Source organism: Streptomyces sp. NPDC031049 (assembly GCF_055571015.1).
Genome location: NZ_JBVIGC010000010.1, coordinates 113,617 through 139,961, shown reverse-complemented (window position 1 = coordinate 139,961; position 26,345 = coordinate 113,617). Strand labels below are relative to the sequence as shown.

Sequence of the window (26,345 nt, the reverse complement as noted above, 5' to 3'; positions counted from 1 at the left end):
CGTCCCTCACATCCGTCTGAGGGCGATCCTGGGGCGCAGGATCGCTACCATGGGGTCTCCGGAGCCTGACCGGGGGACCCGGATCGCGCACGAGGAGTCCTCTTGCCAGACGAGGCCCAGCACCTGACCGCCGCCAAGCCCGAGTCCGCCTCGGCGGCAGCGGCGAAGCCCGCGCCCAAGGGGACGCACGCGACGAACGATCCCCGGGGGCCGGTCGAGCGCGCCCAGTCCGCCCCCGTCGACAAGCCGGCCGAGCAGTCGCGCCCCAAGCCCGCCCCTCCCGAGCGCCCGCAGAACGCCCCCGTGGTCCGCGCGCCCGCCGGCCCGCCCACCCGCTCCGGCTCCTCCAACCGCGTCCGCGCCCGCCTCGCCCGCCTCGGCGTGCAGCGCGCCAACCCCTACAACCCGGTGCTCGAGCCGCTGCTGCGCATAGTCCGCAGCAACGACCCCAAGATCGAGACCGCGACGCTCCGCCAGATCGAGAAGGCCTACCAGGTCGCCGAGCGCTGGCACCGCGGCCAGAAGCGCAAGAGCGGCGACCCCTACATCACGCATCCGCTCGCCGTCACCACCATCCTCGCCGAGCTGGGCATGGACCCGGCCACGCTGATGGCGGGCCTGCTGCACGACACGGTGGAGGACACCGAGTACGGCCTGGAGGACCTGCGCCGCGACTTCGGCGACGTCGTCGCCCTGCTCGTGGACGGCGTCACCAAGCTGGACAAGGTCAAGTTCGGCGAGGCCGCGCAGGCGGAGACCGTGCGCAAGATGGTCGTCGCCATGGCCAAGGACCCCCGCGTCCTGGTCATCAAGCTCGCCGACCGCCTGCACAACATGCGCACCATGCGCTACCTCAAGCGCGAGAAGCAGGAGAAGAAGGCGCGCGAGACCCTGGAGATCTACGCGCCGCTCGCCCACCGCCTGGGCATGAACACCATCAAGTGGGAGCTGGAGGACCTCGCCTTCGCGATCCTCTACCCCAAGATGTACGACGAGATCGTCCGCCTGGTCGCCGAGCGCGCCCCCAAGCGCGACGAGTACCTCGCCGTCGTCACCGACGAGGTCCAGCAGGACCTGCGCGCGGCCCGCATCAAGGCGACCGTCACCGGCCGCCCCAAGCACTACTACAGCGTCTACCAGAAGATGATCGTCCGCGGCCGTGACTTCGCGGAGATCTACGACCTGGTGGGCATCCGCGTCCTGGTGGACACCGTCCGCGACTGCTACGCCGCGCTCGGCACGGTCCACGCCCGCTGGAACCCGGTTCCCGGGCGGTTCAAGGACTACATCGCGATGCCCAAGTTCAACATGTACCAGTCGCTGCACACGACGGTCATCGGGCCCAACGGCAAGCCGGTCGAGTTGCAGATCCGCACGTTCGACATGCACCGCCGCGCCGAGTACGGCATCGCCGCGCACTGGAAGTACAAGCAGGAGGCCGTGGCCGGCGCCTCCAAGATCCGTACCGACGTGCCCAAGGCGCCCGCCGGCAAGGCCGGCAAGGACTCGGCCGCCATCAACGACATGGCGTGGCTGCGGCAACTCCTCGACTGGCAGAAGGAGACCGAGGACCCCGGCGAGTTCCTGGAGTCGCTGCGCTTCGACCTGTCCCGCAACGAGGTCTTCGTCTTCACCCCCAAGGGCGACGTCATAGCGCTCCCGGCCGGTGCCACGCCGGTGGACTTCGCGTACGCCGTCCACACCGAGGTCGGCCACCGCACCATAGGGGCACGGGTCAACGGCCGCCTGGTGCCGCTGGAGTCCACCCTGGACAACGGCGACCTGGTGGAGGTCTTCACCTCCAAGGCGGCCGGCGCGGGCCCGTCCCGGGACTGGCTCGGCTTCGTGAAGTCGCCGCGCGCCCGCAACAAGATCCGGGCCTGGTTCTCCAAGGAGCGCCGCGACGAGGCGATCGAGCAGGGCAAGGACGCCATCGTCCGCGCGATGCGCAAGCAGAACCTGCCCATCCAGCGCATCCTGACCGGCGACTCCCTGGTCACGCTCGCGCACGAGATGCGCTACTCGGACATCTCCGCGCTGTACGCGGCGATCGGCGAGGGCCATGTCTCCGCGCAGAACATCGTGCAGAAGCTGGTCCAGGCGCTCGGCGGCGAGGAGGCGGCCACCGAGGAGATCGACGAGGCGGTCCCGCCGTCGCGCGGCCGCAGCCGCAAGCGCCGGGCCAGCGCCGACCCCGGCGTCGTCGTCAAGGGTGTCGAGGACGTGTGGGTCAAGCTGGCACGCTGCTGCACCCCGGTCCCCGGCGACCCCATCATCGGCTTCGTCACCCGCGGCAGCGGCGTCTCCGTCCACCGCAGCGACTGCGTGAACGTCGACTCGCTCTCCCGCGAGCCGGAGCGCATCCTCGAGGTCGAGTGGGCGCCCACCCAGTCCTCGGTCTTCCTGGTCGCCATCCAGGTCGAGGCCCTGGACCGCTCCCGGCTGCTCTCCGACGTCACCCGCGTCCTGTCCGACCAGCACGTCAACATCCTCTCGGCGGCCGTCCAGACCTCCCGTGACCGCGTCGCCACCTCGCGCTTCACCTTCGAGATGGGCGACCCGAAGCACCTCGGCCACGTCCTGAAGGCGGTGCGGGGCGTGGAAGGCGTGTACGACGTGTACCGCGTGACATCGGCGCGGAGGCCTTCGTAGCGCGTCGCGGCGGGGGAGACGGGGGAGTCCATGGAGGAGCGTGTCGAACGGGCCGGCTTAGCCGGCCTGCCGGCCGACGGCCCGGCGCTCATCGCGGGGCGGTACCGCCCGGTGCGGCTGCTGGGCCGCGGCGGCATGGGCGTGGTCTACGAGGCGGAGGACACCCGGCTCGGCCGCCGGGTGGCCGTGAAGATGCTGACCGCCGTCGAGGGGCTGACGGAACAGGACGCGGCCTGGGAGAGGTTCCAGCGGGAGGCCCGTGCCCTCGCCCGGATCGAGCACCCCGGTGTCGTCACGCTGTACGACAACGGCGTCCACGACGGCACCCCCTACCTGGTCATGCAGGTCCTGGACGGCACGAGCCTGGCCGAGCTGGTCCTGCACTCGGGGCCGCTGCCGGTACCGGCCGCCTGCACGGTGGCGCTGGGGATCGCGGACGCCCTGGAGGCGGGCCACCACAAGGGCGTGGTGCACCGTGACGTCAAGCCGTCCAACGTCGGCACCACCCGCGGCGGCCGGGTCGTGCTCCAGGACTTCGGGCTGGCCCGGCTGGCCGGCGAAGCGGCGATCACCCGCACCGGCGCGCTGATCGGCACCCCGCAGTTCATGGCCCCGGAGGCGATGCGCGGCGCGCTGCCCGGACCGGCGGCCGACTGGTACGGCCTCGGGGCCTGCATGTTCCTCATGCTGACCGGAGAGCTGCCCTTCGGGCGGACCGCCGACGTCGGCGCCATCATGGAGCGGGCCCTGGGCGACGGCATCCGGCCGCTCACCACCAGAGGCGACCTGCCGGGACCGCTGGCCGGCCTGGTCGACGAGCTGTGCCGGCAGGACCCCGAACGGCGCCTGGTGGACTGCCGCACGGTGCGCGACACCCTGGTCCCGCTGACCTACGGCGGCACCCAGATGCTCGCCGACCTGGTGACGCGGCACGTCCGGGACGAGGCCGTGGACGCCGTGCGCGACGCCGCCGCACCGCCGCCGGTGAGCCTGCCCGCCCAGGACGCCGACGGGGAGGAGGCGCCCGAGTACCTCTGGGAGGAAGCGGCCCTCCTGCCCGAGCAGCGTGCCCACGACGCCCTGGACCCCGCCACCCTCAGCGACGCCACCCGACGCATCGTCCTCGGCAGCATGACCCCCCAGGCCGCGCTGTCCCGGCAGCGGGAGGCGGTCGGCCTGGTCATGCGCGGTCAGCTGCGGGAGGCGGCGCAGGTGCTCTCGGTGGTCGTGCCGGTCTGCCTGTCCAGGCTGGGCCCCGACCACCCCACCACCCTCACCGGCCAGTACTGGCAGGCGGTCTGCCTGGCGCGGCTCGGTGCCGGGGGAGAGGCACTGGACCTCCTCTCCCGGGTGAACAGACGTGTCAGCCCACTACTGGACGGGACGAACGGAGACGATGACCGACTTCCTGGTTGAGATCCCGGGGGGACCCGACGGCACGGCCGCCGAGGACCATGTCCGCTCCCTGCTGCTCTGGCTGCGCGAGGACGAGACCCTCACCGCGCGGGTCCGGCCCACGTCCAGCGCGCCGCCCGCCCCCGGCAGCATGGGCACCGGCCTGGACATCCTCGAACTGGCCGTCGGCGGCGGGCTGTCCGCGGGCTCGCTCGTCTTCGCCGTCCTCCAGTGGCAGGCCTCCCGCCGCCGGGCGCCGGCCGTCACCCTGCGCCGCGGCGCGGTGGAGGTCGTGCTGAACGCGGAGGCGGCACGGGACGAGGAGACCGTCCGCGGCATCGTCGAACTGCTCGACGGCCAGGCACCGCCCGCGGCCCCGCTCGGCGAGGGGAGCGGAGGCGATGACGGCACTGCCTGACCCGACGCGCTCCCGGGCCGTCCTGGTGGGCACCGCTTCCTACCGGCACCTGCCCCAGCTGCCCGCGGTCGAGGCCAACGTGGTCGACCTGGCCGCCGAGCTGTGCGACGCCACCGTGTGGGGGCTTCCGGTGCGGCACTGCACCGTCGTCACGGACCCGCTCACCACCCCGGCGATCCTGGACCCGGTGTACCAGGCGGGCGAGGAGGCCACCGACACCCTCCTCGTCTACTTCGCGGGCCACGGCATGCGGGACACCGAGTCCGCCGATCTCTATCTCGCCCTCGGCGACTCGCGCGAACACCTGGGCTACACGGCCGTGGCCTACCAGCACCTGCGCACCGCACTGCGCGGCGCCCGCGCCCGGCGCAAGATCGTCGTCCTCGACTGCTGCTTCAGCGGACGCGCCGCCCGGTCCCTGGCCGGCGAGGACCAGCTCGCCGCCCAGGCCGCGGTCGACGGCGCCTACGTCCTGGCCGCCTCGCCACGGGACCGCATCGCCCTCGCACCGGACGGCGAGCGCTACACGGCGTTCACCGGCGAACTGCTGGACGTCCTGCGGCACGGAGTGGAGGACGGCCCGGAGCTGATCGACCTCGACACCCTCCACCGGGTCCTGGAGGGGCGCCTGCGCGCCAAGAACCGCCCGCTGCCGCAGCGCTCCCAGGAGAACGGCGTCGGACGGCTCCCCCTGGCCCGCAACAAGGCCCGCGCCGGCCGGCGCGGACCCGCGGGCCCGGTCCCGGCCGCCGACGTGCGCGCCGCCATGGTCGCCACCGGACTCTCGCTGGCCAGGCTGCTGCGCGCCGAGGGCAACACCCGCGACGCCCTGCCCGTGCTGCGCCTGGCGCTCCAGGAACAGCGCACCGGCGACCGGCGGGGCGATCTGGTCGGCGTCCAGCTGGAGCTGTCCGAACTGCTCGCGGAGACCGGGCAGGTGCGGGAGGCCATCGAGGTGCTCGAGCTGGCCTTCCAGCGGGTGCACCAGGTGTACGGTCCCGAGGCCGTGCTGGTCTGCCGGCGGCTTGCCGACCTGCTCCAGGAGTCGGGGAACCACCTCCAGGCCTGCGAGGTGCTCAAGCACGCCCTCGACATCAGCGAGCACGCCGGACCGCGCTGAACGACGCAGCGGTCGGCGGCGGCCGGACGGCGCTGAACGACGCAGCGGTCGGCGGCGGCCGGACGGCGCTGAACGACGCAGCGTCCCGGCGGTGGACGAACCGCTCTGAACGACACAGCGGCCCGGCGGTGGACGAACCGCCGGGCCGCTGCGCGCGTCGTGACCGTGTCAGCCGCCGAACTCCTGGAGGCCCTTGAGCGCCTGGTCCAGCAGCGCCTGCCGGCCGTCCAGCTCCCGCTGGAGCTTCTCCGCCCGAGCGGTGTTGCCCTGCGCACGGGCCTGCTCGATCTGGCCCTTGAGCTTGTCCACGGCAGCCTGGAGCTGGCCGGTCAGCCCCTCGGCACGCGCGCGTGCCTCCGGGTTGGTGCGGCGCCACTCGGCCTCCTCGGCCTCCTGGATAGCCCGCTCCACCGCGTGCATCCGGCCCTCGACCTTCGGCCGGGCGTCGCGCGGCACATGGCCGATGGCCTCCCAGCGCTCGTTGACCGAGCGGAACGCGGCGCGGGCCGCCTTGAGGTCGGTGACCGGCAGGATCTTCTCGGCCTCCTCGGCCAGCTCCTCCTTGAGCTTGAGGTTCTCGGCCTGCTCGGCGTCGCGCTCGGCGAACACCGCGCTGCGGGCGCCGAAGAAGACGTCCTGGGCGCCGCGGAAGCGGTTCCACAGGTCGTCCTCGTGCTCGCGCTGGGCGCGGCCCGCGGCCTTCCACTCGGCCATCAGCTCGCGGTACCGGGCGGCCGTCGGACCCCAGTCCGTCGAACCCGACAGCGCCTCGGCCTCGGCGACCAGCCGCTCCTTGATCCGGCGGGCCTCCTCGCGCTGCGCGTCCAGCTGCGCGAAGTGCTGCTTGCGCCGCTTGGAGAACGCCGACCGGGCGTGCGAGAAGCGGTGCCACAGCTCGTCGTCGGACTTGCGGTCCAGCCGGGGCAGGCCCTTCCAGGTGTCCACCAGCGACCGCAGCCGCTCACCGGCCACCCGCCACTGGTCGGACCCCGCCAGCTCCTCGGCCTCGGCGACCAGCGCCTCCTTCGCCCGGCGCGCCTCGTCGGACTGCTTGGCGCGCTGCGCCTTGCGCTCCTCCCGGCGCTTCTCCACCAGCTCCACGAGCTTGTCCAGCCGCACCCGGAGGGCGTCCAGGTCCCCGACCGCGTGGTGCGCGTCGACCTGCTCGCGCAGGTGCTCCACGGCGGCGAGAGCGTCCTTCGCCGACAGGTCGGTGGTCTTCACCCGCTTCTCGAGGAGGCCGATCTCGACAACCAGGCCCTCGTACTTGCGCTCGAAATAGGCCAGCGCCTCATCGGGGGAGCCGGCCTGCCAGGAACCGACGACCTTCTCGCCGTCGGCCGTACGCACGTACACGGTCCCCGTCTCGTCGACGCGGCCCCACGGGTCGCTGCTCACAGCGCCTCCTCCACATGATGCCTGCGGAGGGCTTCAAGCTCCCCCGGGCATCGTCCACAGTTTCGTCACGGCCAACATAGGCGACCGGCGGGCGGCCTGTCCGCATCCCGCGCGACCGAAATTCCGCAGATGGGGGTCAGGATTTCGTGACCGTGGCCTTGTCGATCACGACCGTCGCGTGGGGGGCCGTGTTGCCGGTCGTCGGGTCCGGAGCCGACGCCCCGGCGGCCGCGATCTTCTTCAGCACCTTCATGCCCGACTCCGAGACCGTGCCGAACGGTGTGTAGCTGGGCGGCAGCGGACTGTCCTGGTAGACGAGGAAGAACTGGCTGCCGCCGGTGTTCTTCTGCCCGGTGTTCGCCATCGCGACGGTGCCCGCGGGGTAGGTGTTGTCCTTGAGGCTCTTGTCCTTCAGGTTCTCGTCCGGAATCGTGTAGCCCGGCCCGCCGTTGCCCTGGCCCGTGGGGTCGCCGCACTGGAGCACGTAGATGTTCTCGGTGGTCAGCCGGTGGCACTTGGTGTGGTCGAAGTAGCCCTTGCCGGCGAGGAAGTTGAACGAGTTCACCGTGTGCGGCGCGGCGTCCGCCTTGAGCGCGATGTCGATCTCACCGCACGTGGTGTCCAGCTTCATCGTGTAATTCGCCGACTTGTCGATGGTCATCGCCGGCTCCTTCTTCCAGGTCTGCGTCTCGGCCTCGCCCTCGGCCGGCTTGTCGCAGGGGTCCGGGGCCTTGCTGGTCGGCGAGGGGCTCGGCGTGACCTCGGCGCTCGCGTTCTCCTTGCCGTCGTCCTTGAACGGCTCCGTCGCGTACAGCGCCACGCTGCCGATCACCACCACCCCGAGCACCGACGCGATCACCGCGTTGCGCACGCGCGCCTTGCGCCGCGCGCTGGTGCGTCGCTGCTGCTGGCGCAAGAACTTCTCCCGGGCGAGCTGACGCCGCCGCTGCTCCTGGCTGACCACCGGGTTCTCTCCTCATGCGTGTTCGTGCGTCTTCGTGTGCCGTCCGGTACGCCTGCGCCACCCGTGGGCGACCGCTTGCGTGTAGCCCCGTACCGTATATGGGTTCGCTGAGGAATCGGCACCGCCGGTAGGCTCTGACCACGGGCGCGAGCCCGCTCGCCGGTCCACCGAATCGACACAACGAAGGACGAACGTGCTCATTGCCGGGTTCCCCGCCGGGGCCTGGGGGACGAACTGCTACCTCGTCGCCCCCGCCGCCGGTGAGGAGTGCGTGATCATCGACCCGGGCCACCAGGCGGCCCCCGGAGTCGAGGAAGCGATCAGGAAGCATCGGCTCAAGCCCGTCGCCGTCGTCCTCACCCACGGCCACATCGACCACGTGGCCTCGGTCGTCCCGGTGTGCGGCGCACACGACGTGCCGGCCTGGATCCACCCCGAGGACCGGTACATGATGAGCGACCCCGAGAAGGCGCTCGGCCGGTCCATCGGCATGCCGCTGATGGGCGAGCTGACCGTGGGGGAGCCGGACGACGTCCGGGAGATGACCGACGGCGCCACGCTCGAACTGGCCGGTCTGGAACTGGGCGTCGCGCACGCACCGGGCCATACCAAGGGGTCGGTGACCTTCGCCCTCCCCGAGGCGGCGGACGTCCCGCCGGTCCTCTTCTCGGGCGACCTGCTGTTCGCCGGCTCCATCGGACGCACCGACCTGCCCGGCGGCGACATGGCCGAGATGCTCGACTCGCTGGCCCGCGTGTGCCTGCCGCTCGACGACTCGACCGTGGTGCTGTCCGGCCACGGCCCCCAGACGACCATCGGCCAGGAGCGCGCCACCAACCCGTATCTGCGGCAAGTGGCCGCAGGCCACCGAGATCGCGGCGCACCCGAGGCTCCCCGACGAGGAATGTGACGAGAGACCTTCCGTGAGCACCTTCAAGGCCCCCAAGGGCACGTACGACCTGCTGCCGCCGGACTCGGCCACGTACCTGGCCGTCCGCGAGGCGATCGCGGCCCCGCTGCGCAACTCCGGCTACGGCTACATCGAGACGCCCGGCTTCGAGAACGTCGAGCTGTTCGCGCGCGGCGTCGGCGAGTCCACCGACATCGTGACCAAGGAGATGTACGCCTTCGAGACCAAGGGCGGCGACCGCCTCGCCCTGCGTCCCGAGGGCACCGCCTCCGTGCTGCGCGCCGCCCTGGAGGCCAACCTGCACAAGGCGGGCAACCTCCCGGTCAAGCTCTGGTACTCCGGCTCGTACTACCGCTACGAGCGCCCGCAGAAGGGCCGTTACCGCCACTTCTCCCAGGTCGGCGCCGAGGCGATCGGCGCGGAGGACCCGGCCCTGGACGCCGAGCTGATCATCCTGGCCGACCAGGCGTACCGCTCGCTCGGCCTGAGCGACTTCCGCATCCTGCTCAACAGCCTGGGCGACAAGGAGTGCCGGCCCGTCTACCGCGCCGCGCTCCAGGACTTCCTGCGCGGCCTGGACCTGGACGAGGACACCCTGCGCCGCGCGGAGATCAACCCGCTGCGCGTGCTGGACGACAAGCGTCCCGACGTGCAGAAACAGCTCACCGACGCCCCCCTGCTGCGCGACTACCTGTGCGACGCCTGCAAGGCCTACCACGAGGAGGTCCGCGAGCTGATCACGGCGGCCGGCGTCGCCTTCGAGGACGACCCCAAGCTGGTGCGCGGCCTGGACTACTACACGCGCACCACCTTCGAGTTCGTCCACGACGGCCTCGGCTCCCAGTCCGCGGTCGGCGGCGGCGGGCGCTACGACGGCCTGTCCGAGATGATCGGCGGCCCCGCGCTGCCGTCCGTCGGCTGGGCCCTCGGCGTCGACCGCACGGTGCTCGCCCTGGAGGCGGAGGGCGTCGAACTGGACATCCCCGCCACCACCGCCGTCTTCGCCGTCCCGCTCGGCGAGGAGGCCCGCCGGATCCTGTTCGGCAAGGTCACCGAGCTGCGCAAGAACGGCATCGCCACCGACTTCTCCTACGGCGGCAAGGGCCTCAAGGGCGCCATGAAGAACGCCAACCGCAGCGGCGCCCGCTACACGATCGTCGCCGGTGAGCGGGACCTCGCCGACGGTGTCGTCCAGCTCAAGGACATGGAGACCGGCGAGCAGACGGCCGTCGGCGTCAACGAGATCGTGGCGGAACTGGAGTCGCGGCTCGGCTGAGCGCGGGACGGGGGCACCGGAGATCCGGTGTCCCCGTCAACTTCCGTCCACGGGCGTCCCCCCTGTGTGTTCAGGCCTTTATGTTCCGCGAACGGTGCGCACACGGCCGGGTGCGGCACAATGTCCGTGCCCGAAGCACTCCCGCTCTCTAGTGACGGAATCGGCGTGATGAGCAAGACGACAGTGAAGGACGTCTCCGCAGTGTCCGAGCCCCCGCACTCCGCTGCCGCGCCCAGCAGGGTCGGCGGCAGCCGGGCCTTCGCCCTGCTGCTGGTGATCACGGGAGCGGCGGGCGTCCTCGCCGCGTGGATCATCACGCTCGACAAGTTCAAGATCCTCGAGGCCAAGGTCGCGGGCACGACCTACACCCCCAGCTGCGGCATCAACCCGGTCGTCTCCTGCGGCAGTGTCATGGAGAGCGACCAGGCCTCCGTGTTCGGCTTCCCCAACCCCGTCCTCGGCCTCGTCACCTACGGCATCGTCGTCTGCGTCGGCATGAGCCTGCTCGCCGGGGCCCGTTTCCCGCGCTGGTACTGGCTGACCTTCAACGCCGGGACGCTCTTCGGCGTCGGCTTCTGCATGTGGCTGATGTTCCAGTCGCTGTACCGGATCAACGCGCTCTGCCTGTGGTGCTGCCTGGCCTGGGTGGCCACGATCGTCATGTTCTGGTACGTGACCTCGTTCAACATCCGCGCCGGCCACCTGCCCGCGCCGGGATGGCTGAAGCGTTTCCTCGGCGAGTTCACCTGGGTGCTGCCGGTCACCCACGTCGGCGTCATCGCCATGCTGATCCTCACCCGCTGGGGCAGCGCGCTCTGGGCCTGACCCGGCCCCGGGGCGTTGTCGGTGCGGTGATTTAGGGTTTTGGCGTGGAGCCCGACCTGTTCACCGCCGCAGCAGAAGAACGCCAGGAGAAAGAGCCCGCCGGCAGCCCCCTGGCCGTCCGGATGCGCCCGCGCACCCTCGACGAGGTCGTGGGCCAGCAGCATCTGCTGAAGCCCGGATCGCCGCTGCGCCGTCTCGTCGGCGAGGGCGCCGCCGGTCCCGCCGGACCCTCCTCGGTGATCCTCTGGGGCCCGCCCGGCACCGGCAAGACGACCCTGGCGTACGTCGTCTCCAAGGCCACCAACAAGCGCTTCGTGGAGCTGTCGGCGATCACCGCGGGCGTCAAGGAGGTCCGCGCGGTCATCGACGGCGCCCGCCGCGCCGTCGGCGGGTACGGCAAGGAGACGGTCCTCTTCCTCGACGAGATCCACCGCTTCAGCAAGGCCCAGCAGGACTCCCTGCTCCCCGCCGTCGAGAACCGCTGGGTCACCCTGATCGCGGCGACCACGGAGAACCCGTACTTCTCGGTGATCTCCCCGCTGCTGTCCCGCTCCCTCCTGCTCACCCTCGAGCCCCTCACGGACGACGACATCCGCGGCCTGCTCGCACGCGCGCTCACCGACGAGCGCGGCCTGGCCGGCGCCGTCACGCTTCCCGCGGAGACCGAGGAGCACCTGCTGCGCATCGCCGGCGGCGACGCCCGCCGCGCCCTGACCGCCCTGGAGGCCGCCGCCGGCGCCGCCCTCGACAAGGGCGAGACGGAGATCGGCCTGACGACGCTGGAGGAGACGGTCGACCGCGCCGCGGTGAAGTACGACCGCGACGGCGACCAGCACTACGACGTCGCCAGCGCCCTGATCAAGTCCATCCGCGGCTCCGACGTCGACGCCGCGCTGCACTACCTGGCCCGGATGATCGAGGCCGGCGAGGACCCCCGCTTCATCGCCCGCCGCCTGATGATCTCCGCCAGCGAGGACATCGGCCTCGCCGACCCCAACGCCCTGCCGACCGCGGTCGCCGCCGCCCAGGCCGTCGCCATGATCGGCTTCCCCGAGGCCGCCCTCACCCTCAGCCACGCCACCATCGCCCTCGCCCTCGCCCCGAAGTCCAACGCCGCGACGACCGCGATCGGCGCCGCCCTGGAGGACGTGCGCAAGGGACAGGCCGGACCGGTCCCGCCGCACCTGCGCGACAGCCACTACAAGGGCGCGGGCAAGCTCGGCCACGGCCAGGGGTACGTCTACCCGCACGACCTGCCCGAGGGCATCGCCGCCCAGCAGTACGCCCCGGACGCGCTGAAGGACCGCGAGTACTACACCCCCACCCGGCACGGCGCCGAGGCGCGGTACGCCGACGCCGTGGAGTGGACGCGGAAGCACCTCGGTCGCAGGCGGTCCTGAGCACCCTGTAGACTCGGCCGGAGCGCTGAGTCCCGTGCAGTCAGAACGGGACGACCAGCCGGAGATCCGACCCTTGGGGCGACCTCAGGGAAGGGACTCCAGGAGCGTCGCGCACCGTCGAACGGTGTCGCGGGCAGCCCACCACCGCCCAGAGCTCTGGGAAGGGTAGGTGGGCCACTCGCGTGCTGCACGTATGTGCCCAGACCAGGGAAGCGGCTGCCCGGCAGGTCCCACGCGGACCCGGCGGGATTCCCCGGCTGCGGATGCGACCTCCCTCAACCCTGACGAGCCGGAACACTACGAAAGAGACAGAAGACAGTGGCGAACCAGTCCCGCCCCAAGGTCAAGAAGTCGCGTGCCCTCGGCATCGCGCTGACCCCCAAGGCCGTCAAGTACTTCGAGGCCCGCCCCTACCCGCCGGGTGAGCACGGCCGCGGCCGCAAGCAGAACTCGGACTACAAGGTCCGTCTGCTGGAGAAGCAGCGCCTGCGCGCTCAGTACGACATCTCCGAGCGCCAGCTGGTCCGTGCCTACGAGCGCGCGTCCAAGGTCCAGGGCAAGACCGGTGAGGCCCTGATCGTGGAGCTGGAGAAGCGCCTCGACGCGCTGGTCCTGCGTTCGGGCATCGCCCGCACGATCTACCAGGCCCGTCAGATGGTCGTCCACGGCCACATCCAGGTCAACGGCAAGAAGGTCGACAAGCCGTCCTTCGTCGTGCGCCCGGACGACGTGGTGCAGGTCCGCGACCGCTCCAAGGAGAAGACGCTCTTCACGATCGCCCGTGAGGGTGGCTTCGCCCCCGACGGCGAGACCCCGCGCTACCTCCAGGTGAACCTCAAGGCCCTGGCGTTCCGCCTGGACCGCGAGCCGAACCGCAAGGAGATCCCGGTGGTCTGCGACGAGCAGCTCGTCGTCGAGTACTACGCCCGCTGACCCCAGCAGGGCGCAGTACCGCAGCGGTACCTCAGCCCGCCGTCTCCCCGCCCTTCCGGGTGCGGGAGGCGGCGGGCTTCGCCGTGCGCGCCGCCGTCCCCTGCCGCACCGGGCCGTGCGGCGAGGGGATCCCGGCCGCGGTGCCGGCCGGGCACAGAGCCCGCGACACCGCCTCCGTGCGGCCGAGCCGCGCGCCCCGCCGCACGCACTCCTCGTACCGGTCGTCCCCCAGCTGCTCCCGGGCCGTCGCCTCGCACAGCTCGTGCGGCGCGTTGTAGTGCGCCGAACCGAACAGCGGCAGCCCCACCGACGGCCACATCCGCGCCGCCACCCCTTGCAGCACCGCCGCCTCCTCCGGGTCGCCCTCCGTCACCGTGACCAGCGCCAGCAGCTCCACCGCCAGCACCGAGCCCAGCAGGTCGCGGAAGCCGTGGGCGGCGTCCAGACACTCGGTCAGCAACTCCCGGGCCCGCCCCGGGCGGCCCTCGCTCCAGGCCGCGTACGCCAGCACGTACAGCGCGTACGACCGGGCCCACCGCTCCCCGTGGTCCTCGCAGACCCGGCGTACGTCCTCGCACAGGCGCACGGCGTCCGGCAGATCGCCCTGGAACGCCCGCGCCATCGCCAGCTCCACCTGGCCCATCAGGACGTTGCTGTTCAGCTCGCCGATCTCCTGATAGCGCTCCAGCGCCGAGCGCAGCAGGGCCTCCGCGCCCGCCATGTCGTCGGTGACCAGCGCCAGACAGCCCGTGCGGTGCTCGGCGTAGGCCAGCGCCGTGGCGTTGCCGGCCCGCTCCGCCTCCTCGCGGCACTCCCCGAGCGCCGCCAGCGCCGGCACCGTGTCGCCCTGGAGGATCGCCACGTAGGCCAGCACCCACAGCGCCTTCAGCCGCGACTGCTCCCGCGCCGTCCGCTCCGCCTCCAGGCCCACCGCCTGCTCCAGCCAGTGCCGCCCCTCCGACAGCCGCCCGCAGCCGGCCCAGTAGAACCACAGGGAGCCCGCCAGGTACTGGCCGAGATGCGTGGCCTCCGGATCGGCCAGGCAGTGCTCCAGGGCGGCGCGCAGATTCGGCAGCTCGGTCTCGACACGCGCGGCGACCTCCGCCTGGCGGGGCGAGAACCAGTCCAGCTCGCACCAGGTCGCCAGGCCCACGTACCAGTCGCGGTGCCGCCTGCGCAGCCGCGCCGCGTCACCCGTCGCCTCCAGCCAGCCGGCGCCGTACGCGCGCACCGTGTCGAGCATCCGGTAGCGGACCCCGGCCGGCGACTCCTCGCGCGTCACCACCGACTGCGCCAGCAGCGCCGACAGCACGTCGAGCACGTCCTCGGCGGGCAGCCCGTGCCCGCTGCACACGTACTCGGCGGCCTCCAGGTCGAAGCGGCCGGCGAACACCGACAGCCGCGCCCACAGCAGCCGCTCCCCGGGCGTGCACAATTCGTGGCTCCAGCCGATCGCCGTGCGCAGCGCCCGGTGCCGGGGCAGCGCCGTCGGGTCGCCCCCGGACAGCAACCGGAACCGGTCGTCCAGCCGCTCCAGCGCCTGCCCCGGCGACAGCACGCCCAGCCGCCCCGCGGCCAGCTCGATCGCCAGCGGAAGCCCGTCCAGCCGCCGGCACAGCCGCCGGGCCTCCCCGTCGTCGAGAGGCGCGGGCCGCCGCTGCGCCGCCCGCACCGTCAGCAGCTCCACCGCCTCGTCCTCGGACAGCGGCGCCAGCGGGAACAGCCGCTCCCCGGCCACCCCGAGCGGCCTGCGCCCCACCGCCAGCACCGTGAGCCCCGGGGCGTGCCCCAGCAGATCGGCCACCAGCTCGGCGCAGGCCTCCACCAGGTGCTCCACCCCGTCGAGGACCAGCAGGACCTCCCGCCCGGCGAGATGGCCGCGCAGCGTCTCGCGCGGCAGCCGCGTGGTGTGGTCGGTCAGACCCAGGGCCTCCACGACCGCGTAGTCCACGAACTGATCGTCGCGCAGCGGCGCCAGCTCCACCCTCCACACGCCGTCCCGCGGCGCCGACCGCGCGGCGGCCCGCGCGGCCAGCCGGGACTTGCCGACCCCGCCGACCCCGGTCACGGTCACCAGCCGCGCCGACCCCAGCGCGTCCGCCAGCCCGGCGAGTTCCGCGGCACGCCCCACGAAGGCGTCCAGTTCCAGCGGCAGATTCCCGGGCGGTGACGCGTCGGCGGAGCCATGATCTCGCATGGAACACGGAGCGTACTGAAGCGTTTTCGGTCCGTACAATCGCTTCCCGCAACTCCGCCTGCCGCGGACGGTAATCCGGTACGGAGCCCGACGCCCGGCGCGATAGGCTCGGGGGACGACTTTCTCGATGTTCTCGATGTTCAGGCACGTTTCAGGGAGCGGGTGCACACAGTGTCCGGTGGAGAGGTTGCCGGGATCCTGGTGGCCGTCTTCTGGGCGATCCTGGTCTCCTTCCTCGCCGTCGCCCTGGCGAGGCTGGCCCAGACGCTCAAGGCGACCACCAAGCTCGTGGCGGACGTGACCGACCAGGCCGTCCCGCTGCTGGCCGACGCCTCCTCGGCGGTGCGCTCCGCGCAGACCCAGATCGACCGGGTCGACGCGATCGCCTCCGACGTCCAGGAGGTCACGTCGAACGCCTCCGCGCTGTCGACCACCGTCGCCTCCACCTTCGGCGGCCCGCTGGTCAAGGTCGCGGCCTTCGGCTACGGCGTGCGCCGGGCGCTCTCGGGCCGCAAGGAGGACGTGCCGGCCGGGCGGTCGAGGCGTACCGTGATCGTGGGCCGGACCGTCCCGGCCGCACGGCGGACGAAGCGGAAGAAGGACTGAGCCCAGGAATGTTCCGCCGTACGTTCTGGTTCACCACCGGCGTCGCCGCCGGCGTGTGGGCCACCACCAAGGTCAACCGGAAGCTGAAGCAGCTGACCCCCGAGAGCCTCGCCGCGACAGCGGCCAACAAGGCGATCGAGGCGGGCGAGCGGCTGAAGGACCGAGCGGTGGACTTCGCCCTCGACGTCCGCGACAACATGGCCCGGCGGGAGGCCGAACTGGGCGACGCGCTCGGGCTGAACGCCCCCGTCGACCCGGACCGTGAACTGCCGGCCCCGCGGCACCACGCCGCGATCGAGAACCGCAACAACCCGAAGTCGCCCCTGTCGCACCCGGACAGGACGACCTACTCGTACAACCGGAATGAGGACCACTGATGGAGTCGGCCGAGATCCGCCGCCGCTGGTTGAGCTTCTTCGAGGAGCGCGGGCACACCGTCGTGCCTTCGGCGTCGCTCATCGCGGACGACCCGACTCTGCTGCTGGTCAACGCGGGCATGGTGCCGTTCAAGCCGTACTTCCTCGGTGAGGTCAAGCCGCCCTACGCCCGTGCCACCAGCGTGCAGAAGTGCGTGCGCACGCCGGACATCGAAGAGGTCGGCAAGACCACCCGGCACGGCACGTTCTTCCAGATGTGCGGCAACTTCTCCTTCGGTGACTACTTCAAGGAAGGCGCCTGCAAGCTCGCCTGGGAGCTGCTGACCAGCCCCCAGGACAAGGGCGGTTACGGCCTCGACCCGGAGCGCCTGTGGATCACCGTCTACCAGGACGACGACGAGGCCGACCGGATCTGGCGCGAGGTCGTCGGCGTCCCCGCCGAGCGCATCCAGCGCCTGGGCAAGAAGGACAACTTCTGGTCCATGGGCGTCCCCGGCCCCTGCGGCCCCTGCTCCGAGATCAACTACGACCGCGGCCCGGAGTTCGGCGCCGAGGGCGGCCCGGCCGTCAACGACGAGCGGTACGTGGAGATCTGGAACCTGGTCTTCATGCAGTACGAGCGCGGCGAGGGCACCTCCAAGGAGGACTTCGAGATCCTCGGTGACCTGCCCGCCAAGAACATCGACACGGGCCTCGGCCTGGAGCGGCTCGCCATGATTCTGCAGGGAGTGCAGAACATGTACGAGATCGACACCTCCATGGCCGTCATCAAGAAGGCCACCGAGCTGACCGGCGTGGCCTACGGCGACGCCCACGAGTCGGACGTCTCCCTGCGCGTGGTCACCGACCACATCCGCACCGCCGTGATGCTGATCGGCGACGGCGTCACCCCCGGCAACGAGGGCCGCGGCTACGTGCTGCGCCGCATCATGCGCCGCGCCATCCGCAACATGCGCCTGCTCGGCGCCACCGGTCCGGTCGTCAAGGACCTGATCGACGTCGTCATCGGCATGATGGGCCGGCAGTACCCGGAGCTGATCACCGACCGCGAGCGGATCGAGAAGGTCGCCCTGGCCGAGGAGAACGCCTTCCTCAAGACGCTGAAGGCCGGCACCAACATCCTGGACACCGCCGTCGCCGACACCAAGGCCGCCGGCTCCACCGTCCTGCCCGGCGACAAGGCCTTCCTGCTCCACGACACCTGGGGCTTCCCGATCGACCTCACCCTGGAGATGGCCGCCGAGCAGGGGCTGTCCGTGGACGAGGACGGCTTCCGGCGCCTGATGAAGGAGCAGCGGGAGCGGGCCAAGGCCGACGCCCAGGCCAAGAAGACCGGCCATGCCGATCTCGGCGCCTACCGCGAGATCGCCGACCGGTCGGGCGCCACCGACTTCATCGGCTACACCGACACCGAGGGCGAGTCCACGGTCGTCGGCATCCTCGTGGACGGCCTCTCCTCGCCGGCCGCCACCGAGGGCGACGAGGTCGAGGTCGTGCTCGACCGCACCCCGTTCTACGCCGAGGGCGGCGGCCAGATCGGCGACACCGGAAAGATCAGGACCGACTCCGGTGCCGTGATCGAGGTCCGCGACTGCCAGAAGCCGGTCCCGGGCGTCTACGTCCACAAGGGCGTCGTCCAGGTCGGCGAGGTCACCGTGGGCGCCAAGGCCCACGCCTCGATCGACGCCCGCCGCCGCGCGGCCATCGCCCGCGCCCACTCGGCCACCCACCTCACCCACCAGGCCCTGCGCGACGCCCTCGGCCCCACGGCCGCCCAGGCCGGTTCCGAGAACCAGCCCGGCCGCTTCCGCTTCGACTTCGGCTCGCCGTCCGCCGTCCCGACGGCCGTGATGACCGATGTCGAGCAGAAGATCAACGAGGTGCTCGCCCGGGACCTCGACGTGCACGCCGAGGTCATGGGCATCGACGAGGCCAAGAAGCAGGGCGCCATCGCCGAGTTCGGCGAGAAGTACGGCGACCGGGTCCGCGTCGTCACCATCGGCGACTTCTCCAAGGAGCTGTGCGGCGGCACCCACGTGCACAACACCGCCCAGCTCGGCCTGGTCAAGCTGCTCGGCGAGTCCTCCATCGGCTCCGGTGTGCGCCGGATCGAGGCCCTGGTCGGCGTGGACGCCTACCACTTCCTCGCCCGCGAGCACACCGTGGTCAACCAGCTCACCGAGCTGCTCAAGGGCCGCCCGGAGGAACTGCCGGAGAAGGTCTCCGCCATGCTCGGCAAGCTGAAGGACGCCGAGAAGGAGATCGAGAAGTTCCGCGCCGAGAAGGTCCTCCAGGCCGCCGCCGGACTCGCCGAGTCCGCCAAGGACGTGCGCGGCGTCGCCCTGGTCACCGGGCAGGTTCCGGACGGCACCACCGCCGACGACCTGCGCAAGCTGGTCCTCGACGTGCGCGGTCGCATCCAGGGCGGCCGGGCCGCCGTGGTGGCCCTGTTCTCCACGGTGAACGGCAAGCCGCTGACGGTCATCGCCACCAACGACGCCGCCCGCGACCGCGGCCTGAAGGCCGGCGACCTGGTCCGCACGGCCGCCAAGACTCTCGGCGGCGGCGGTGGCGGCAAGCCGGACGTCGCCCAGGGCGGCGGCCAGAACCCGGCCGCGATCGGTGAGGCCGTCGAGGCCGTCGAGCGCCTGGTCGCGGAGACGGCCAAGTAATGCGCCGAGGACGTCGGCTCGCGATCGACGTCGGGGACGCCCGGATCGGGGTCGCCTCGTGCGACCCCGACGGGATCCTCGCCACCCCGGTCGAGACGGTGCCCGGCCGGGACCTCCCGGCGGCGCACCGCCGCCTGAAGCAGCTGGCCGAGGAGTACGAACCGATCGAGGTCGTCGTCGGGCTCCCGCGCTCCCTCAAGGGCGGCGAGGGCCCGGCCGCCGCCAAGGTGCGCGGCTTCGCCCAGGAGCTGGCGCGCGGCATCGCGCCGGTCCCGGTGCGGCTGGTCGACGAGCGGATGACGACCGTGACGGCAAGCCAGGGACTGCGCGCCTCGGGAGTGAAGTCCAAGAAGGGGCGCTCCGTGATCGACCAGGCCGCCGCTGTGATCATCCTCCAGCAGGCCCTGGAATCCGAACGGGTGTCAGGCAAAGCACCCGGCGAGGGCGTCGAAGTGGTCATCTGATCGCGATACGGTAACGTTCCGCGCGATGCGGCGGCGTTCGAACAGCCGCCGCACAGCAAGAGGCGGAACGGAGGCCGGCCGCACCAGCCGCGCGCCCGCCGTCTCGCGGCTCTAGGGGATCGATGACTGAGTATGGCCGGGGCCAAGGCTCCGAACCGTGGCATCCGGAGGACCCGTTGTACGGGGACGGCGGATGGGGAGGACAGCAGGCCCCGACGGGTGCGCAGTCCCCCTACGGCGGCCGGCCCCAGCACAGTCCGGAGCAGCCGCAGCAGTCGCAGTACGGCGACTGGGGTGACGGCGGGCAGCCCGCGTACGGCCAGGACCAGCAGCAGTACCAGCAGCAGTACGGCCACTACGGGCAGCAGCAGAACGGGCAGTACGGGCAGCAGGACGGGCAGTACGACCAGTACGCGGCCCAGGCCCAGCACCAGCAGCAGTACGACGACCAGGGCTGGCCCACCGGCGCCCAGTACCCGGACCCGGCCGACCCGTACGGGCAGCAGGCCGGGCCCGGCTACGGCGCCGAGCAGCACGACTACTACGGCACCCAGGAGGCCTACCCGCCGCCTGAGCCGCCCGGCCGCAGGCGCGCCGAACCGGAGCCGGAGACGACCGACTGGGACCCGGGCCCCGACCAGGGAGAGCACGCCTTCTTCGCAGGCGGGAACGGTGACGGCGACGAGGGCGACGACGGGCCCGGCGGCGGGCGGGGCGACCGCAGGGGCGGCCGGGGCGGCGGCAAGAAGAAGAGCCGGAACGGTTTTGCGTGCCTCGTGGTGTGCCTCGTGCTCGGCGGCGGCGTCGCGGGCATCGGCTATGTCGGATACCAGTACTACCAGGACCGGTTCGGCTCCGCCCCGGACTTCGCGGGCGACGGCAACGGCGAACAGGTGACGGTCACCATCCCCAAGGGCGCGGGCGGCTCGGTCATCGGGCAGGAGCTCAAACGCAAGGGCGTGATCAAGAGCGTCGACGCCTTCATCGCGGCCCTGCAGAGCAACCCGGCGGCCAAGAGCATCCAGGACGGCGTCTACACCCTGGAGAAGGAGATGTCGGCCGACGCCGCCATCGACCTCATGCTCAGTCCCGAGAGCCGCAACAATCTGATCATCGCCGAGGGCCGGCGCAACTCCACCGTCTACGAGCTGATCGACAAGCGGCTGGAACTGGAGGAGGGCACCACCGAGGAGGTCGCCAAGACCGAGTACGAGAGCCTCGGACTGCCCGACTGGGCGTTGGAGCGCAAGAACGTCAAGGATCCCCTGGAGGGCTTCCTCTACCCCTCCAGCTATGCGGTCGCCAAGGGCCAGAAGCCCGAGGACGTGCTGAAGCAGATGGTGGAGCGGGCCACCGAGAAGTACGAGGAGCTGGGCTTCGAGAAGAAGGCCGAGAGCCTCGGCCTGGACGGCCCCTGGCAGCTGGTCACGGTCGCCAGCCTGGTGCAGGCCGAGGGCAAGACCCACGACGACTTCCGCAAGATGTCCGAGGTGGTCTACAACCGGCTCAAGCCCACCAACACCGAGACCAACCAGCTGCTCCAGTTCGACTCGACGTACAACTACCTCAAGAAGCAGAGCAACATCCACATCAGCGAGTCCGAGATCAACAGCAACAAGGACCCGTACAACACCTACACCAACAAGGGCCTGCCGCCCGGACCCATCGGCAACCCCGGTGAGGAGGCGCTGAAGGCCGCGGTGAACCCCACGAAGGACGGCTGGATCTACTTCGTCGCCACCGACGGGAAGCACAAGACGGAGTTCGCCAAGACCTACGAAGAGTTCCAGAAGCTCAAGGAAGAGTTCAATGCCAACGCCGGCAACTGACGCGCGCCGGGCGGCCGTGCTCGGTTCCCCGATCGCCCACTCCCTCTCCCCGGTGCTGCACCGCGCCGCCTACGCCGAGCTGGGCCTCGAGGGCTGGACGTACGACCGCTTCGACGTCGACGAGGGCGCGCTGCCGGGCTTCTTCGAGCGGCTGAGCCCGGAGTGGGCGGGGCTGTCGCTGACCATGCCGCTGAAGCGGGCGGTGATCCCGCTGCTCGACGAGATCAGCGAGACGGCCGCCTCGGTCGACGCCGTCAACACCGTCGTCCTCACCGAGGACGGCCGCCGCACCGGCGACAACACGGACATACCCGGCATGGTCGCGGCCCTGCGCGAACACGGCATCGAGGAGGTCGACCACGCGGCCGTCCTCGGCGCGGGCGCCACGGCCTCCTCCGCGCTGGCGGCACTGGCCCGCATCTGCCCCGGCCCCGTCGACGTCTACGTACGCAGCGAGGCCCGCGCCGCCGAGATGCGGGGATGGGCCGAGCGCCTGGACGTCGACGTGCGCATCGCCGACTGGGCGGACGCCGCCGAGGCGCTCTCCGCCCCACTGGTCGTGGCCACCACGCCGGCCGGTACGACCGACGCGCTCGCGGCCTCGGTCCCGGAGATGCCGGCGACCCTCTTCGACGTGCTCTACGACCCGTGGCCCACCCCGCTCGCCGCCCGCTGGTCGGCGCACGGCGGCGCCGTCGTCGGCGGCCTCGACCTGCTCGTGCACCAGGCGGTGCTCCAGGTCCAGCAGATGACGGGCCGCGTCCCGGCCCCGCTCGCCGCCATGCGCAAGGCCGGCGAACAGGCACTCGCCGCCCGCTGACCGCGCCGTCGGCCGTCCACGGAGCCGTCCGCCTGATGGACCGGCCGCCGGGTCCGCTTCCCGGACGTGGGAGGATCGGGGGTGGCGGGCCGGAGCCGCGCACCGGTCACGCCGTCGCCGTACGCGAGGACACGCGTACGCAGGGCAGTACCCGGGCGCGAGCACTGAGGAGGACCGTTGAGCAGGTTGCGCTGGCTGACCGCGGGGGAGTCCCACGGTCCCGCACTCGTCGCGACGCTGGAGGGCCTGCCCGCCGGCGTGCCGATCACCACGGACATGGTGGCGGACCATCTGGCGAGGCGGCGGCTGGGATACGGGCGCGGCGCACGGATGAAGTTCGAGCGTGACGAGGTGACGTTCCTCGGCGGTGTCCGCCACGGACTCACCCTCGGCTCGCCGGTCGCGGTCATGGTCGGCAACACCGAGTGGCCCAAGTGGGAGCAGGTCATGGCGGCCGACCCGGTCGACCCGGAGGTGCTGGCCGGCCTCGCGCGCAACGCGCCGCTGACCCGGCCCCGGCCCGGCCACGCCGACCTGGCGGGCATGCAGAAGTACGGGTTCGACGAGGCACGGCCGATCCTGGAGCGGGCCTCGGCCCGGGAGACCGCGGCGCGGGTCGCGCTGGGCGCGGTGGCCCGGTCCTACCTGAAGGAGACCGCCGGCATCGAGGTCGTCAGCCATGTCGTCGAGCTGGCCGCCGCCAAGGCGCCCCGCGACGTCCTGCCGACCCCCGCGGACGTGGAGAAGCTGGACGCCGACCCGGTGCGCTGCCTGGACGCGGACGCCTCGAAGGCGATGGTCGCGGAGATCGACCAGGCGCACAAGGACGGCGACACCCTGGGCGGCGTCGTGGAGGTCCTCGCCTACGGCGTGCCGGTGGGCCTCGGTTCGCACGTGCACTGGGACCGGCGGCTGGACGCCCGGCTGGCCGCCGCCCTGATGGGCATCCAGGCGATCAAGGGCGTCGAGGTCGGCGACGGCTTCGACCTGGCCCGGGTGCCGGGCTCCAAGGCGCACGACGAGATCGTGACCACCGACGAGGGCATCAGGCGGGCCTCGGGCCGCTCCGGCGGCACCGAGGGCGGGCTGTCCACGGGCGAGCTGCTGCGCGTCCGCGCGGCGATGAAGCCGATCGCCACCGTGCCGCGGGCGCTGAAGACGGTGGACGTCTCCACCGGCGAGGAGGCCCAGGCCCACCACCAGCGCTCCGACGTGTGCGCCGTCCCGGCCGCCGGCATCGTCGCCGAGGCGATGGTCGCCCTCGTCCTCGCGGACGCCGTCGCCGAGAAGTTCGGCGGCGACAGCGTGGCCGAGACCCGCCGCAACGTCCGGTCCTACCTCGACTCCCTGGCCATCCGATGACCGCACCGCTGCTGGTCCTGGTCGGCCCCATGGGGGTCGGCAAGTCCACCGTGGGGCAGCTGCTCGCCGAGCGCCTCGGCACCGCCTACCGGGACACCGACGACGACATCGTCGCGGAGCAGGGCCGGACCATCGCGGAGATCTTCGTGGACGAGGGCGAGGCCGCCTTCCGCGCCGTGGAGAAGCGGGCCGTGCACCGTGCGCTCGCCGAGCACGACGGCGTCCTGGCGCTGGGCGGCGGCGCGATCCTCGACGCGGACACCCGCGCGCTGCTGGCCGGGCAGCGGGTCGTCTACCTCTCCATGGACGTGGAGGAGGCGGTCAGGCGGACCGGCCTCAACGCGGCCCGGCCGTTGCTGGCGGTCAACCCGCGCAAGCAGTGGCGGGAGCTGATGGAGGCCCGCCGCCACCTGTACGAGGAGGTCGCCACGGTCGTGGTGGCGACGGACGGGCGCACCCCGGAAGAGGTCACCGAAGCCGCCCTGGACGCACTGGAGTTGAAGAGCGCATGAGTGAGGCAGTCACCCGCATCCAGGTGGCCGGCACCGCCGGGACCGACCCCTACGAGGTGCTGGTGGGCCGTCAGCTCCTCGGTGAGCTGGCGGGTCTGGTCGGTGAGCGGGCCAAGCGCGTCGCGGTGATCCACCCCGAGGCGCTCGCCGACACCGGGGACGCCCTCCGCGCCGACCTGGCCGGCCAGGGGTACGAGGCCATCGCCATCCAGGTGCCCAACGCCGAGGAGGCCAAGACCGCCGAGGTCGCGGCCTACTGCTGGAAGGCGCTGGGCCAGTCCGGCTTCACCCGCACCGACGTCATCGTCGGCGTCGGCGGCGGGGCCACCACCGACCTGGCCGGCTTCGTGGCCGCGACCTGGCTGCGCGGGGTGCGCTGGGTCGCGATCCCCACCACCGTGCTGGCCATGGTGGACGCGGCCGTCGGCGGCAAGACCGGCATCAACACCGCCGAGGGCAAGAACCTCGTCGGCGCCTTCCACCCGCCGGCCGGGGTGCTGTGCGACCTGGCCGCGCTGGACTCCCTGCCGGTCAACGACTACGTCTCCGGGCTGGCGGAGGTCATCAAGGCCGGCTTCATCGCCGACCCGAAGATCCTGGAGCTGATCGAGTCCGACCCGCAGGCCGCCCGCACCCCGGACGGCCCGCACACCGCCGAGCTGATCGAGCGGTCCATCCGGGTCAAGGCCGAGGTGGTCTCCTCCGACCTGAAGGAGTCGGGCCGCCGGGAGATCCTCAACTACGGCCACACCCTCGGTCACGCCATCGAGAAGAACGAGCGCTACAAGTGGCGGCACGGCGCCGCCGTCGCCGTCGGCATGCACTTCGCCGCCGAACTCGGCCGCCTGGCGGGCCGGCTGGACGACGCCACCGCCGACCGCCACCGCACCGTCCTCGAAGCGGTCGGACTCCCGCTGCACTACCGCCACGACCAGTGGCCCAAGCTGCTGGAGACGATGAAGGTCGACAAGAAGTCCCGCGGCGACCTGCTGCGCTTCATCGTGCTGGACGGCCTGGCCAAACCCACCGTGCTGGAAGGGCCCGACCCGGCCGTCCTCCTCGCCGCCTACGGTGAAGTCGGCCAGTAGGCACGGGCACTTCGCACCGCCCCCGGCCGTTCACCAAACGACGACCGGGGGCGGTACCGTTCGGTAGCAGCGGGTCCGCCCGCTGTCAGAGCCATCGCCCGAGTCCAGAAGAACGAGACGGAGTGGCACCGGATGCAGCACGCAGTGGGTTCTCCGCTGCCGCCGCCCCACCAGCCGGGGCACGGACCGGCCCTCGGCTGGTCACCGGCCGCACACCACCCGGGAGCGCACCCGGGAGCGCACCAGACCTCCGCCCCCGTGCCCCCGCCTCCTCCGGCACAGGGCTACCCCGCCCGGCCACCGCACCCCGCCGCGGCACCGCACGCGGCCGGAGCCCCGCAGTCCGCCGGAGCGCCGCAGCCCGTCCCGGGCCCGCCCCCGCCGGACACCACCGGTCACGTACCGCTGCCTCCCGGCGGCCCCGTCGCCGCCCCCAGCGCACCGCCAGCGGCGGCCACCGCACCGGACCCGTCCGGCACCACCCTCGCGGTGCTGCTCATCGGGCCCGCGGGCGCGGGCAAGACCAGCGTCGCCCAGTACTGGGCGGATCACCGGCGGGTCCCCACCGCCCACATCAGCCTCGACGACGTCCGCGAGTGGGTCCGCTCCGGCTTCGCCGACCCCCAGTCCGGCTGGAACGACAACTCCGAGGCGCAGTACCGCCTGGCCCGCCGCACCTGCGGCTTCGCCGCGCGGAACTTCCTGGCCAACGGCATCTCGTGCATCCTCGACGACGCCGTCTTCCCCGACCGTCCCGTCGTGGGCCTCGGCGGCTGGAAGCGGCACGTCGGACCCGGCCTGCTCCCGGTGGTCCTGCTGCCCGGACTGGACATCGTCCTGGAGCGCAACGCCGAACGCTCCGGCAACCGCCGCCTCACCGACGAGGAGGTCGCCCGCATCCACGGCCGCATGGCCGGCTGGTACGGCTCGGGACTGCCGATCATCGACAATTCGCAACTCGACGTACCCGAGACGGCCCGGGTCCTGGACGAGGTGCTGGCGAGGTCGATAGCCAGCCCACCGAGCTGGTGACGCAGGGGACTGAGCCGACCTGAAGGGGCGCGGGGAACCGCGCGCCGAGCCGCACACCGCCCGCAGCCGCGCACCACGGCTTCCCGCACCGCCCG

At 72.0% G+C, this 26,345-nt stretch carries 22 protein-coding genes; 19 read left to right on the top strand and 3 right to left on the bottom strand.

What is annotated here, in order from left to right; translation table 11 throughout:
- Positions 1 to 102: 102 nt before the first annotated feature.
- From relA to ACZ45Q_RS18585, 4 genes are read left to right on the top strand one after another with little or no spacing between them, the layout of a single operon-like run.
- Complete coding sequence (gene relA / locus ACZ45Q_RS18600) at positions 103 to 2,652, top strand: GTP pyrophosphokinase (protein ID WP_468262127.1); 2,550 nt, start codon at positions 103 to 105, stop codon at positions 2,650 to 2,652.
- 30 nt (positions 2,653 to 2,682) lie between these two features.
- Positions 2,683 to 4,068, top strand: coding sequence for a serine/threonine-protein kinase (locus ACZ45Q_RS18595; RefSeq protein ID WP_468262124.1), 1,386 nt, complete (start codon positions 2,683 to 2,685; stop codon positions 4,066 to 4,068).
- Positions 4,049 to 4,465 carry an effector-associated constant component EACC1 gene (locus ACZ45Q_RS18590; RefSeq protein ID WP_468262122.1) on the top strand — a complete coding sequence of 139 codons (417 nt, stop codon included), beginning with the start codon at positions 4,049 to 4,051 and terminating at the stop codon, positions 4,463 to 4,465. The genes ACZ45Q_RS18595 and ACZ45Q_RS18590 overlap by 20 nt, the downstream gene beginning before the upstream one ends.
- Positions 4,449 to 5,585, top strand: a complete 1,137-nt coding sequence (locus ACZ45Q_RS18585) for a caspase family protein (RefSeq protein WP_468262119.1) — start codon at positions 4,449 to 4,451, stop codon at positions 5,583 to 5,585. Before ACZ45Q_RS18590 ends, ACZ45Q_RS18585 begins: the two co-directional genes overlap by 17 nt.
- Positions 5,586 to 5,753: 168 nt before the next feature.
- Here ACZ45Q_RS18585 and ACZ45Q_RS18580 read toward each other — a convergent pair whose 3' ends face one another.
- Positions 5,754 to 6,983 carry a DUF349 domain-containing protein gene (locus ACZ45Q_RS18580; protein ID WP_468262116.1) on the bottom strand — a complete coding sequence of 410 codons (1,230 nt, stop codon included), beginning with the start codon at positions 6,981 to 6,983 and terminating at the stop codon, positions 5,754 to 5,756.
- Between the two features lie 136 nt (positions 6,984 to 7,119).
- The gene (locus tag ACZ45Q_RS18575) at positions 7,120 to 7,947 is read right to left on the bottom strand and encodes a peptidylprolyl isomerase (RefSeq protein ID WP_468262113.1); all 828 of its coding nucleotides are present in this window, start codon (positions 7,945 to 7,947) and stop codon (positions 7,120 to 7,122) included.
- Positions 7,948 to 8,140: 193 nt separating this feature from the next.
- On the opposite strand from ACZ45Q_RS18575, the gene ACZ45Q_RS18570 reads away from it, so the two are divergent.
- From ACZ45Q_RS18570 to rpsD, 5 genes are all read left to right on the top strand, one after another.
- A complete protein-coding gene (locus tag ACZ45Q_RS18570) occupies positions 8,141 to 8,857 on the top strand; it encodes an MBL fold metallo-hydrolase (RefSeq protein WP_468262110.1) in 717 nt (238 codons plus the stop codon).
- Between the two features lie 13 nt (positions 8,858 to 8,870).
- Positions 8,871 to 10,133, top strand: coding sequence for a histidine--tRNA ligase (gene hisS / locus ACZ45Q_RS18565; protein WP_468262107.1), 1,263 nt, complete (start codon positions 8,871 to 8,873; stop codon positions 10,131 to 10,133).
- A gap of 168 nt (positions 10,134 to 10,301) precedes the next feature.
- Positions 10,302 to 10,958 (top strand): vitamin K epoxide reductase family protein, encoded by a 657-nt coding sequence (locus ACZ45Q_RS18560; protein ID WP_468262104.1) that lies wholly within the window; start codon positions 10,302 to 10,304, stop codon positions 10,956 to 10,958.
- A gap of 44 nt (positions 10,959 to 11,002) precedes the next feature.
- Positions 11,003 to 12,358: a replication-associated recombination protein A gene (locus tag ACZ45Q_RS18555; RefSeq protein ID WP_468262101.1), complete on the top strand. Its 1,356-nt coding sequence runs from the start codon at positions 11,003 to 11,005 to the stop codon at positions 12,356 to 12,358.
- Positions 12,359 to 12,676: 318 nt separating this feature from the next.
- Positions 12,677 to 13,291 carry a 30S ribosomal protein S4 gene (rpsD, locus tag ACZ45Q_RS18550; protein WP_468262098.1) on the top strand — a complete coding sequence of 205 codons (615 nt, stop codon included), beginning with the start codon at positions 12,677 to 12,679 and terminating at the stop codon, positions 13,289 to 13,291.
- A 31-nt stretch (positions 13,292 to 13,322) separates the two neighbouring features.
- Here rpsD and ACZ45Q_RS18545 read toward each other — a convergent pair whose 3' ends face one another.
- The gene (locus ACZ45Q_RS18545) at positions 13,323 to 15,488 is read right to left on the bottom strand and encodes an ATP-binding protein (protein ID WP_468262095.1); all 2,166 of its coding nucleotides are present in this window, start codon (positions 15,486 to 15,488) and stop codon (positions 13,323 to 13,325) included.
- 162 nt (positions 15,489 to 15,650) lie between these two features.
- Between ACZ45Q_RS18545 and ACZ45Q_RS18540 the strand changes: the two genes are divergently transcribed.
- The 10 genes from ACZ45Q_RS18540 (at position 15,651) to ACZ45Q_RS18495 (ending at position 26,250) form a co-directional block, all read left to right on the top strand.
- A complete protein-coding gene (locus tag ACZ45Q_RS18540; RefSeq protein WP_468262091.1) occupies positions 15,651 to 16,094 on the top strand; it encodes a DUF948 domain-containing protein in 444 nt (147 codons plus the stop codon).
- Positions 16,095 to 16,102: 8 nt separating this feature from the next.
- Positions 16,103 to 16,471, top strand: a complete 369-nt coding sequence (locus tag ACZ45Q_RS18535; protein WP_468262088.1) for a hypothetical protein — start codon at positions 16,103 to 16,105, stop codon at positions 16,469 to 16,471.
- Entirely contained in the window at positions 16,471 to 19,143 is a 2,673-nt protein-coding gene (alaS, locus tag ACZ45Q_RS18530; protein WP_468262085.1) for an alanine--tRNA ligase, read from the top strand. The genes ACZ45Q_RS18535 and alaS overlap by 1 nt, the downstream gene beginning before the upstream one ends.
- Positions 19,143 to 19,607, top strand: coding sequence for a Holliday junction resolvase RuvX (gene ruvX, locus ACZ45Q_RS18525; RefSeq protein ID WP_468262082.1), 465 nt, complete (start codon positions 19,143 to 19,145; stop codon positions 19,605 to 19,607). Before alaS ends, ruvX begins: the two co-directional genes overlap by 1 nt.
- 122 nt (positions 19,608 to 19,729) lie before the next feature.
- Positions 19,730 to 21,436 carry an endolytic transglycosylase MltG gene (mltG, locus tag ACZ45Q_RS18520; protein WP_468262079.1) on the top strand — a complete coding sequence of 569 codons (1,707 nt, stop codon included), beginning with the start codon at positions 19,730 to 19,732 and terminating at the stop codon, positions 21,434 to 21,436.
- Entirely contained in the window at positions 21,417 to 22,256 is an 840-nt protein-coding gene (locus ACZ45Q_RS18515; RefSeq protein ID WP_468262075.1) for a shikimate dehydrogenase, read from the top strand. Before mltG ends, ACZ45Q_RS18515 begins: the two co-directional genes overlap by 20 nt.
- Before the next feature lie 177 nt (positions 22,257 to 22,433).
- The gene (aroC, locus tag ACZ45Q_RS18510) at positions 22,434 to 23,618 is read left to right on the top strand and encodes a chorismate synthase (RefSeq protein ID WP_468262072.1); all 1,185 of its coding nucleotides are present in this window, start codon (positions 22,434 to 22,436) and stop codon (positions 23,616 to 23,618) included.
- Positions 23,615 to 24,130 carry a shikimate kinase gene (locus ACZ45Q_RS18505; protein ID WP_468262070.1) on the top strand — a complete coding sequence of 172 codons (516 nt, stop codon included), beginning with the start codon at positions 23,615 to 23,617 and terminating at the stop codon, positions 24,128 to 24,130. Before aroC ends, ACZ45Q_RS18505 begins: the two co-directional genes overlap by 4 nt.
- Positions 24,127 to 25,218 (top strand): 3-dehydroquinate synthase, encoded by a 1,092-nt coding sequence (gene aroB / locus ACZ45Q_RS18500; RefSeq protein ID WP_468262067.1) that lies wholly within the window; start codon positions 24,127 to 24,129, stop codon positions 25,216 to 25,218. The genes ACZ45Q_RS18505 and aroB overlap by 4 nt, the downstream gene beginning before the upstream one ends.
- A gap of 132 nt (positions 25,219 to 25,350) precedes the next feature.
- Positions 25,351 to 26,250 carry a Pro-rich N-terminal domain-containing protein gene (locus ACZ45Q_RS18495; RefSeq protein WP_468262065.1) on the top strand — a complete coding sequence of 300 codons (900 nt, stop codon included), beginning with the start codon at positions 25,351 to 25,353 and terminating at the stop codon, positions 26,248 to 26,250.
- The last annotated feature ends 95 nt before the right edge of the window (positions 26,251 to 26,345 follow it).